Raw genomic sequence first — 10,168 nt, 5'->3', positions numbered from 1 at the left:
ATCGACAGCTTCATGGTCGTGGTGTTCGGCGGCGTGGGGAATCTATGGGGGACGCTGGCCGCGGCCATGGCGCTCGGCATGGGTGGCAAGGTGCTTGAGCCGACCATTGGTGCGGTCTCCGCCAAGATCGCCATCCTCGTGTTTGTCATTCTCTACATCCAGCGTCACCCGCGCGGCATGTTTCCGGTGCGTGGTCGGGGAGTCGAATCATGAGCGCGCTTTCCAGCTCTTCGACGCGTTCCTTTCCCGGCGCGATCAGGATGGCGGCTATTGTCGTGGTCATCACTGTGTTGTTGGCAGGCGCAAGCCTGCTTCCGGAAAGCAGTCCGTTTCACGTCTCGGCGTTTGTGGTGTCACTGGCGGGGAAATATCTTGCCTATGCGATGCTGGCCCTGTCGGTCGATCTCGTATGGGGTTTCGCGGGCATCCTCACGCTGGGTCATGCAGCGTTTTTCGCGCTAGGTGGCTACGCGATGGGCATGTATCTCATGCGTGAGATCGGCGCGCGGGGTGTTTACGGCAATCCCGACCTCCCTGACTTCATGATCTTCCTCTCGTGGAAGAGCCTGCCATGGTACTGGTGGGGCTCTGATCATTTCGCTTGGGCGATGCTGCTGGTTCTGGTCGTTCCGGCAGCACTGGCTGGTGTGTTCGGCTGGCTGGCGTTCCGGTCGCGTGTGTCTGGCGTCTATCTCTCCATTATCACGCAGGCGCTCACCTATGCACTGATGCTGGCGTTCTTCCAGAACGGTCTTGGCTTTGGCGGTAATAACGGCCTGACGGATTTCAAAGACATTCTCGGTGCGGACCTTCATGCGCCTTCGACACGAGCCGGACTGCTGGTCGTCACGGGTATCGTCCTTGCAGTGTCCCTGCTGGCGGCGCGCTGGATGGTGGGTGGACGTTTCGGCAATCTGCTGGTGGCCGTGCGTGACGCCGAAAGCCGCACGCGCTTTCTCGGTTATCGTCCCGATCAGGTGAAGCTGCTGGTCTGGGTATTCTCGGCCATGCTGGCGGGACTGGGTGGAGCGCTCTACGTCACGCAGGTCGGCATCATCAATCCCGGTGAATTCGCGCCGGCCAATTCCATTGAATCCGTGATCTGGGTTGCCGTCGGTGGGCGAGGAACGCTGTCGGGGGCGGTGTTGGGAGCGGTGCTGGTCAATTTCGGCAAGACGATGTTCACCGCATGGCTGCCGGAGTTCTGGCTCTATGGGCTCGGCCTGCTGTTTCTCGTCACCACGCTGTTCCTGCCGCAGGGGCTGATCGGCCTGCGTTATCCGGGCAAAAAGAGCCTGCCTGAAAATGTGACGCCGGAAGTGTCCAGCCCGGAAGGAGACGAAGCATGAGCGAACCGCTTCTGCTGGAAGTGCGTGATGTAAGCGTCACCTTCGATGGCTTTCGGGCCATCAATGGGTTGAACCTGTCGCTCCGTCCCGGTGAGATGCGCGCCATCGTTGGCCCCAATGGCGCGGGCAAAACAACGATGATGGATATCATCACCGGCAAGACGCGTCCTGATACGGGCATTGTCCGCTTCAGGGGGCAGGATCTGACCCGTCTGGATGAACCGACCATCGCGCGGCTGGGGATCGGACGAAAATTCCAAAAGCCGACGGTTTTTGAAGCCCTGACTGTGCGGGAGAATATCCTTCTTTCCCTGAAAGGAATCCGCTCGCCGTTTGCGGTGCTGCTGGCCCGGCTTTCCGGGCAGGAGCGTGACCGGGTTGATGAGCTTCTGGAGATCATTCGTCTGACGCGGTTCGCCGACCATCAGGCAGGCGACATGAGTCACGGTCAGAAACAGTGGCTGGAGATCGGGATGCTGCTCGGTCAAGAGCCGGAACTGCTGCTGGTGGACGAGCCGGTCGCGGGTATGACGGATGCCGAGACCATGGCGACTGCCGAATTGCTGCGTGAGATCAACCGCACGCGAAGCGTCGTGGTGGTCGAGCATGACATGGATTTCGTGCGCGCGTTGGGTGTGAAGGTGACCGTGCTCCACGAAGGCTCCGTGCTGGCAGAGGGTGCTCTGGACGAAGTGAGCGCAGAACCCCGTGTCATCGAGGTTTATCTTGGACGATAGGGCATTGGCCGGACGCCGGCACACAGAAAGGGGCGACGCTCATGCTCAGGGTTGAAAATGCGCAGCTTTATTACGGTGCGGCCATTGCCTTGCGCGGCGTCTCGCTGGAGGCGCGGGAAGGGCAGGTGACATGCGTGCTGGGGCGCAATGGCGTGGGCAAAACCAGCCTGTTGCGGGCGATCACCGGCATGCACGCTATCAGTTCGGGGCGCATCGAGTGGGAAGGCGAGGATATCACCAAGCTGCCGGCCTACGAACGGGCGCGCCGTGGCATTGCTACCGTGCCGCAGGGACGGGACATTTTCCCACTTCTTACAGTGCGGGAAAATCTGGCGACCGGCTTCGGTATTCTTGAACGGCGTGACCGCAAGGTTCCTGATGAAATCTTCGATCTGTTCCCGGTGCTGGCGCAGATGCTCGACCGCAGAGGTGGAGACCTGTCCGGTGGACAGCAGCAGCAGCTCGCCATTGCCCGCGCACTGGTAATCCGACCCCGTCTGCTGGTGCTGGACGAACCGACGGAGGGTATTCAGCCGAGTATCATCAAGGATATCGGCACGATCATCGCCATGCTGCGGGATCGCGGCGACATGGCCATCGTTCTGGTAGAGCAGTATTTCGACTTTGCCTTCGATCTGGCCGACACAGTGACGGTGCTGGATCGCGGCAAGGTGGTGCTGTCGGGTGTTGCACAGGACATGGTGGCCGAAGAAGTGCGGTCCTACATCGCAATTTGATGACAGTTCTGTTCGGGATAATGTAACCATTACCTGTTTCGCGCGTTCTAGGAGATAATAATTCCGCAGGATACAACTCTGCCGCAGGAGAACGCCGTGAAACAGGTTAGCAAGATCCTTCTTCCCCTCAGCAGCGCCAGAAACGTGGAAGCCGCGTTCATTCTGGGCGCAAATTTTGCGCGCCGTTTTTCCGCTCATCTCGCCGTTCTGCACGTGCGTTCGGATGGGCGCGACATTGCCCCTCTGGCTGGCGAGGGACTGACGGGCGGCATGGTCGAGGAACTGATGGCGACGGCTGAAAAAGAGGGCAACAAGCGCACGCGCGAAATTCACGATGCGTTTGAAAGTTTTGCCGCCCGCACGCCCGACATCGAGGCCGTTCCGCCGCGCATTCCGTTTCCGCAGGGCAAGCCGAGCATGAGCTTCAATGTTCTTCATGGCGCGGAAAATGAAGTTGTGCCGTGGCATGCCCGCCTTTCGGATTTCACGCTGGTGCCGCATCCGGACAGCGGCGATGAAGTCTCATCATCCGAAGCCCTTCACGCCGTGCTGTTCGATAGTGGTCGGCCTGCCGTCATCGCTCCGCGCGAGCCAATGCCGCACATGGTCAAGCGCGTCTGCATCGCGTGGAATGGCACAGCGGAGGCCGCTTCTGCGCTGCGTGGGGTTCTCGCCTGGGCCAGCACAGCCGAGCGGGTGAGGGTGCTACATTGCGAGGACTACCAGCGTCGCGGGCCTGATGCGCGGGAGGTGGTCGATTATCTCTCGATGCACAACATCATGGCGGATCGTCATGAGTTCCAGCCTATCGACCGGGATATGGGACGCGGTCTGCTTGGCGCCTGTCAGGACTTCGGTGCGGATATGCTGGCGATGGGTGCCTATTCCCACTCCCGCCTGCGCCAGCTCATTCTGGGCGGGGTGACACGTCATGTTCTCGAACACAGCACCCTTCCGGTGCTCATGAGCCGCTAAGGTCTCTCCAGCAGCCCGGTTTCCCATGGTGGAACCGGGCCAAAGGCTTCAACCAGATAATCAATCATGGCCCGCGTTTTCAGCGGAACAACACTGGTAGGGGCATAGACCGCCAGCAATTCCGGCCCTTCGATCGGGGGCTCGTCGAGTTGCAGGATTTTCAGGGATCCGTCCCGTATTGCGTCTGCCATGATGAAAAGCGGCTGGTAGATGATGCCCATGCCTGCGATCGCCGCTTCCCGCAGCACATCGCCATTATTCGCAGTGAGGGGGCCGGAAACCTGCACCTGAGCTTTTCCGTCACGCCCGAAATGCCAGCGTCCAATCCCAACATCATCACTGAGCGTGTAACCCAGACAATTATGCTGCGTGAGTTCGGCGATTGTTGCCGGTGTGCCGTGGCTTTGAAGATAGGAAGGCGCAGCGCAGACCGCGAAACGGATGGTGGCCAGCCGACGCGACCGCAGGCTGCTCGCTTCCATCATCCTGATGCGCAGGGTCAGATCCCATCCTTGGGCAATGAGATCAACGACTCGGTCATCCAGTCCGAGCTCTACCTTAACTTTGGGATAACGGCTGTGAAATTCCGGTAGCAGGGGCGCAACGTGTTGGACCGCGAAAGAAACAGGCGCGTTGATGCGCAAACGTCCGCGCGGTTCACGTCCTCCAGCGCTGATCTCATGCTCGATCCCGTCCAGATCCTCAAGAATACGCTGGCAACCGATAAGGAAATCCTGTCCGGCTTCCGTGAGGGAGAGGCGACGTGTGCTGCGGTGGAAAAGGGTCACCCCCAGACGGTCTTCAAGAGCCGCGATATGTCGTGTGACCATGGTCTGCGAGAGAGCAAGCGTCCGCGCCGCCGCCGAAAAACTCCCATCCGCCACCACACGGACAAAGACCTGCATGCTCGTTACGCGATCCAACATGCTATTTCACACTCATAGTTGGAGATGATTTGCCTGAAACAGGTATTATCATCCTCATGGTTGGATGTCACAAAGACCCGGTGAAGGGGAGGGGGCGTGTCATGGAAAACCAAACACAGAAGATCCGGCAACCCGTGCTGTTTCTTCCGCACGGCGGCGGCCCGTGCTTCTTCATGGACTGGCCCGGTTGGGAAAACATGGAGGCTTATCTTAGTAATATTGCCACCACCCTGCCGCAACGTCCGACTGCGATTATTGTGATGTCAGGGCACTGGGAAACGTCGGTGCCGACTGTCACCACGGCCGAAAACCATACATTGCTCTATGATTATTACGGTTTTCCAAAACATACTTACGCGCTGCGCTATCCTGCGCAGGGCTCACGGTCGTTGGCTGCGCGTGTGCGGACATTGCTTGCGGAGGCCGGCATTCAGAGTGCCGAGGATGACAGGCGGGGCCTTGATCATGGGGTGTTCATTCCCTTCCTCCTCGCCTTTCCCGACGCCGATATTCCCATTGTTGAACTTTCCATGGGCAAAGAACTGGATGCGGCTTACGAGCTTCGCGTCGGGCAAGCTCTGGAGCCCTTGCGCGACGAAAATGTGCTGATCGTGGCAACCGGTATGACCTACCATAATCTGAATATCTTCGGAAAAGATGGCGGGAAAACCGATCCTATTTCCAAAGCGTTTGACGACTGGCTTGCAGGGGCAGTGGAAGCCTCGCCGTCGGATCGCAATCGCGCATTGGTTGGATGGGAGAGTGCGCCGGGAGCCCGTATTTGCCATCCGCGGGAAGAACATCTCCTCCCTCTGGTGTTCGCGGCGGGAGCAGCCGGACAGGATGAAGGCGTACGAAATTACGTCGACACCATGATGGGAAAGACGCTTTCCGGCTATCGTTTTGGATAATCTGTTTCTAAAAAAGGAAAAATCTCATGAAAAAAAGAAACTTCCTGCTGTCCACGCTTGCCGTGACCGCACTTGCTAGTTCTCTCGGATCGGCTTTTGCCGCACCGCTTCCGGCAGATGTGAAAGCCGGAAACTATGTTGTGGAACCGGGTCACACGCAGGTCGTGTTTTCTCTGCTCCACTTCGGTTTCACCAACTATTCCGGCCTGTTTTCGGATGCGTCAGGAACGCTCAAATTCAATCCGCAGCATATCGATAAGACAAAGCTGAATGTCACGCTCAATGTCGGCAGCGTCCAGACGACAAGCAGCAGACTGACGGACGAACTGAAAAAGCCGGACTGGTTTGATGCCTCTCAGTTTCCCATGGCTTCATTCGTCTCCACCAGCGTCGTTCCGACAGGTGAAGGCGAAGCTGACATTGCTGGCGATCTGACGCTTCATGGTGTGACGCAGCCAGTCACGTTGCATGCCCACTTCATCGGGGCTGGGGTCAATCCGATGGACAAGGCTTACACGGTTGGTTTTGAAGGTACGACGACGATCAAGCGCAGCGCGTTTGGTGTCAGCAAATATGTCCCAATGGTAAGCGATGACGTGCAGTTGACCATTGCCGGAGCGTTCGAAAAGAAGTAAATAAAATATATACCACCGTCAGTTCAAAAGCCGGGCGTCGCAGCGCCCGGCTTTTTTGTGAGATTCTTCATCTTTAAGCGGGATTGGTCTCAGCAGTGGGATAATCCGTATAGCCTTCCGCGCCCTGACTATACCACGTCTTGATATCGTCCTTGAGCAATGGAAGGTTTTTCTCCAGTCGCTGCACGAGGTCCGGATTGGCAATGAAGGGACGACCAAACGCAATGGCATCCGCCACGCCGGAGGCCACTGTCTCCATTGCTTCTTCCCGGGTGTAGTCCTGATTGAGAACCAGTGGTTTCTTGAAGACTTCCCTGATTGGGCCATGCAGTTTGGGCTGGTCGGTCTTTCCGAACGTGCCATGGGGGCCCGGTTCACGCAGTTCGAGAAATGCGATGTCCAGATCATTCAGCATCTTGGCGGCAGGAACAAAAACCTGCTCCGGATGGCTGTCGATGCACCCCTGTGTGTCACCATTGGGGGAAAGACGCACTGCGGTCCTGTCCGCACCGATTGTTGCGATCACACGCTCTGTCACTTCACGGAGAAAGCGGATGCGGTTTTCAGGAGAGCCGCCATATTCGTCCGTGCGATGATTTGTGCCATCACGCAGGAATTCATCGATCAGATAGCCATTGGCGGCATGAATCTGCACGCCGTCAAAACCTGCGGCAATCGCGTTGCGGGCAGCATTTTCGTAATCATTGAGAATACGGGCGATATCGTCCTTGATGAGTTCTCTTGCCAGTTCCGGAGGCTGTTTTCCCTCATAGGTATGAAGGTCTTCGGGGGCTTTCGTCGGGGAGCAGGATACCGGCTGGAGACCTGTGACGCTCGAATGCACCATGCGTCCCATATGCCAGATCTGTGCAATGATCTTTCCACCTTTGGCATGTACCGCAGCGGTAATGGGTTTCCATGCCTCGACCTGTTCCTGTGACCATAGTCCCGGCGCATAGGGCCAGCCCAGACCTTCGCGGCTTATTCCTGTTGCTTCGGAGATGATCAGCCCTGCATCGGCACGCTGCGCGTAATATTCCACCATAAGAGGGGTCGGAACATGAGCACGCGTTCCGCGGCCTCGTGTAAGAGGCGCCATGAATACCCGGTTGGCGGCGTGAATAGCCCCTACTTCGATCGGATCGAACAGCGACGGCATGGGCAATATCCTTCGACAACGTAAAAGACTGTTTAGAAGTGGCTATTCCGCGAGGTAGTTTCAACCATTGCCGACAGGATTCAGTGCTTTTCAGAATTTTTGCCTTTGACCTCTGGTTTCGTTGCTTCGGGCTGAGCAACTTTGGCTACAAAAACGCGCCCCTGCCGATAATAAATCCAGATGTGATGAGCCGCGACCCAGTCCGACCCGAGCAACATATCCACCGATTTTTCCGCCAGCGGTGAGACAGTCAGCACGGGGAGATGTTCGGTCTCGTCGCCGATTTTCAGATTATGAAAACGATGCCAGCGATAGACTGATTCCCGTCCATCCACGCCTGCAGTCGTCCCGCCGGGATCGACCGCCAGCTGTTCCTCTGTCACGCCGATGGCCTTCGCCGCGTCCCGTGACAGAATGCGCGAACGGGCGCCGCTGTCGAGAAGGGCGGTCAGTTCATGGCCATCGAGGGTGATCTTCAGAACGATCCGATGACCTCGTTCCTCCGAGGGAAGTTCCTTCCAGACAATGCCTGTCTGGACTGGCGGCTCCCGATCACAGCTTGCCGGCCGGCCACCCGGAGATTCCCACATGGCAAGGCGGCCATGATGCACGTCGAGTTCCAGCACATCATGTGACAGCACATCGCCTCCCAGCAGGCCTTCCACCGGGGGAGTGATGTTGGGACGACTGGGGAGAAAGCCCAATGGCATGGAAACAGGCCCGAATCCCGCATCCCCGACCCGCAGGCTGGGGACAATCACGTTGGGCACGATACCGCCCGAGCCACCCGTTCCGGTGACATGCGTAAAAGCATGCGGGTCTTGGGGAAGCTTGAGAAAACGCGCCAGCCACGGCGAGATCATGCTGCCTTCCGACCCCGTATCGACGATAAAGCTGACCGTCCGTCCTGCCACCGTGACGGGAGCGGAAAGAAAGCCCATGTCGTTCCGGAACGGCGCTTCCATGAGGGGGGTGAGGGGGCAGGACGTTGCCTGAGCAGAGGCCGTAATTACTCCCGCTCCCAACGCCGCCGCCGCGAAAACCCTGCATACGGAAAACCAGGACAGTCTCGACATGGCCACGACCGTCAGGCCAGTCTGTCGGCGAACAGATCAGTCGTTTCAATCAGAGCCGACAGGATGCCAGGCTCGGAGAGGGCATGGCCGGCATCGTCGATCAGACGGAACTCGGCCTCGGGCCATGCGCGATGTAGATCCCACGCCGTGCGGACCGGCGTGGCGATATCGTAGCGTCCCTGCACGATGGTTGCCGGAATATGCCGGATGCGATCGACATCGCGGAGCAACTGACCTTCCGCCAGCCAGCCGCCATTCACGAAGTAATGGTTTTCGATGCGGGAGAAGGCCAGTGCGTAGGTCGGGTCTTCATGCTGTTTCACCATGTTCGGCTCGGGTAGCAGGGTGAGCGTCGAGCCTTCCCATACCGACCACGCAATGGCGGCTTTTTCGCGTTCTACCGGATCGTTGCCAGTCAGACGCTTGTGATAGGCTGCCATGAGGTCACCGCGCTCTTCTTCCGGAATTGGGGCGAGGAAACCTTCCCAGAGGTCAGGATAAAGCCATGCGCCGCCACCCTGATAATACCAGAGCAATTCTTCCCGCCGCAGGGTGAAGATGCCACGAAGAGCCAGCGCCATGACCCGGTCGGGATGCGTTTCGGCATAGGCGAGCGCGAGCGTAGAACCCCACGAGCCACCAAAAACGACCCATTTCTCGACGCCGATCATTTCACGCAGCCGCTCGATGTCCGCGACCAGATGCCATGTCGTGTTGTTCTCCAGCGAGGCATGAGGCGTGGAGCGTCCACACCCGCGCTGGTCGAAGAGGAGAATGTCGTAGCGGGCCGGATCGAACATTCGTCTCTGCATGGGGGAACAGCCGCCCCCCGGTCCGCCATGCAGGAACACCACAGGCAGGCCGCCCGGTGTGCCGCAGCGCTCCCAGTAAACGAGATGACCTTCACCGGTGTCGAGATGGCCGTGAGCATAGGGTTCAATCGTGGGATAAAGTGTGCGGCGTGCGGTCATGAATCAGTCTCCTGCGGCTTTCGTGGCGCGAGGGTGGGCTTTCTGCCAGACTTCCAGCAGACGAGCTTCATCGGCAAGGGTGTAGCGCTGGGTTGTGGACAGGCTGGCGTGCCCCAGCAGTTCCTGAATGACGCGCAGATCCGCGCCGCCTTCCATCATGTGCGTAGCAAAGGAGTGCCGGAGCGCATGGGGCGTCGTATGCTCGGGCAGCCCCTCGCTCCTGCGCCATTCCCGCATGGCTTTCTGGGCGACTGTCGCGTTGAGACGTCCACCCCGTACGCCGGGAAACAGAGGCTCGTCCCGTGCGGGGGCAGGGTGCAGCGTCCGCCAGCGCCGCAGAACTTCGGACACGCGCGGCAAAAGCGGGACCAGCCGCTCCTTGTTGCCCTTGCCACGAATGCGGAACACGCCGGTGGAAAGCGCCTCATCGAAATCGCTTATGTTCAGCGCCAGTGCTTCCGAAATCCGCAGGCCGCCTCCATAGAGCAGGAGAAAAAGCGCCTTGTCACGCTCCTGCGCCATACTGTTCACTTCCAGCGAGGCGATGCCTTCTCCCGCTTCCATCGCCTCAGTGACGGGTAGGGGGCGCGGCAGTGGTTTCTTTGTACGGGGCGTGGCCAGCAGGCTCGGCGCGGGATTCTCCACACCGAGATGGCGCGCGAGAAAACGGTAGAATGAGCGCAGCGCGGAAA

General features: G+C 58.8%; 11 protein-coding genes and 1 pseudogene. 7 read left to right on the top strand and 5 right to left on the bottom strand.

Annotated features, from left to right (window positions below):
* The 5 genes and pseudogenes from ABF824_RS06550 to ABF824_RS06530 all read left to right on the top strand — a co-directional run.
* Positions 1-213, top strand: a pseudogene (locus ABF824_RS06550) (urea ABC transporter permease subunit UrtB); the annotation flags it as partial.
* Entirely contained in the window at positions 210-1,349 is a 1,140-nt protein-coding gene (gene urtC, locus ABF824_RS06545) for an urea ABC transporter permease subunit UrtC (RefSeq protein WP_415487261.1), read from the top strand. The pseudogene ABF824_RS06550 and the gene urtC, both read left to right, overlap by 4 nt.
* Positions 1,346-2,086 carry an urea ABC transporter ATP-binding protein UrtD gene (urtD, locus tag ABF824_RS06540; RefSeq protein WP_415487259.1) on the top strand — a complete coding sequence of 247 codons (741 nt, stop codon included), beginning with the start codon at positions 1,346-1,348 and terminating at the stop codon, positions 2,084-2,086. The genes urtC and urtD overlap by 4 nt, the downstream gene beginning before the upstream one ends.
* Positions 2,087-2,127: 41 nt before the next feature.
* The gene (urtE, locus tag ABF824_RS06535) at positions 2,128-2,823 is read left to right on the top strand and encodes an urea ABC transporter ATP-binding subunit UrtE (protein ID WP_415487257.1); all 696 of its coding nucleotides are present in this window, start codon (positions 2,128-2,130) and stop codon (positions 2,821-2,823) included.
* A 96-nt stretch (positions 2,824-2,919) separates the two neighbouring features.
* Complete coding sequence (locus ABF824_RS06530; RefSeq protein ID WP_415487255.1) at positions 2,920-3,798, top strand: universal stress protein; 879 nt, start codon at positions 2,920-2,922, stop codon at positions 3,796-3,798.
* Here ABF824_RS06530 and ABF824_RS06525 read toward each other — a convergent pair.
* Positions 3,795-4,724 carry a LysR substrate-binding domain-containing protein gene (locus ABF824_RS06525; protein ID WP_415487253.1) on the bottom strand — a complete coding sequence of 310 codons (930 nt, stop codon included), beginning with the start codon at positions 4,722-4,724 and terminating at the stop codon, positions 3,795-3,797. The genes ABF824_RS06530 and ABF824_RS06525 overlap by 4 nt on opposite strands.
* Before the next feature lie 101 nt (positions 4,725-4,825).
* On the opposite strand from ABF824_RS06525, the gene ABF824_RS06520 reads away from it, so the two are divergent.
* Entirely contained in the window at positions 4,826-5,635 is an 810-nt protein-coding gene (locus ABF824_RS06520) for a DODA-type extradiol aromatic ring-opening family dioxygenase (RefSeq protein WP_415487251.1), read from the top strand.
* Positions 5,636-5,661: 26 nt separating this feature from the next.
* A complete protein-coding gene (locus ABF824_RS06515) occupies positions 5,662-6,270 on the top strand; it encodes a YceI family protein (RefSeq protein ID WP_415487249.1) in 609 nt (202 codons plus the stop codon).
* 73 nt (positions 6,271-6,343) lie between these two features.
* Here ABF824_RS06515 and ABF824_RS06510 read toward each other — a convergent pair whose 3' ends face one another.
* The 4 genes from ABF824_RS06510 to ABF824_RS06495 all read right to left on the bottom strand — a co-directional run.
* Positions 6,344-7,429, bottom strand: coding sequence for an alkene reductase (locus ABF824_RS06510; protein ID WP_415487247.1), 1,086 nt, complete (start codon positions 7,427-7,429; stop codon positions 6,344-6,346).
* 80 nt (positions 7,430-7,509) lie between these two features.
* Entirely contained in the window at positions 7,510-8,505 is a 996-nt protein-coding gene (locus ABF824_RS06505; protein ID WP_415487245.1) for a retropepsin-like aspartic protease, read from the bottom strand.
* A gap of 11 nt (positions 8,506-8,516) precedes the next feature.
* Complete coding sequence (gene pip / locus ABF824_RS06500; protein ID WP_415487243.1) at positions 8,517-9,476, bottom strand: prolyl aminopeptidase; 960 nt, start codon at positions 9,474-9,476, stop codon at positions 8,517-8,519.
* Between the two features lie 3 nt (positions 9,477-9,479).
* Positions 9,480-10,168, bottom strand: a 689-nt coding sequence (locus tag ABF824_RS06495; protein WP_415487241.1) for a tyrosine-type recombinase/integrase, incomplete at its 5' end; no start/stop codon positions are given.

This window comes from Acetobacter sp. (genome assembly GCF_047721705.1).
Taxonomy (GTDB): Bacteria; Pseudomonadota; Alphaproteobacteria; order Acetobacterales; family Acetobacteraceae; genus Acetobacter.
The sequence above is the reverse complement of the archived record's forward strand: the minus strand, read 5'-3'. Positions and strand labels throughout refer to the sequence as shown.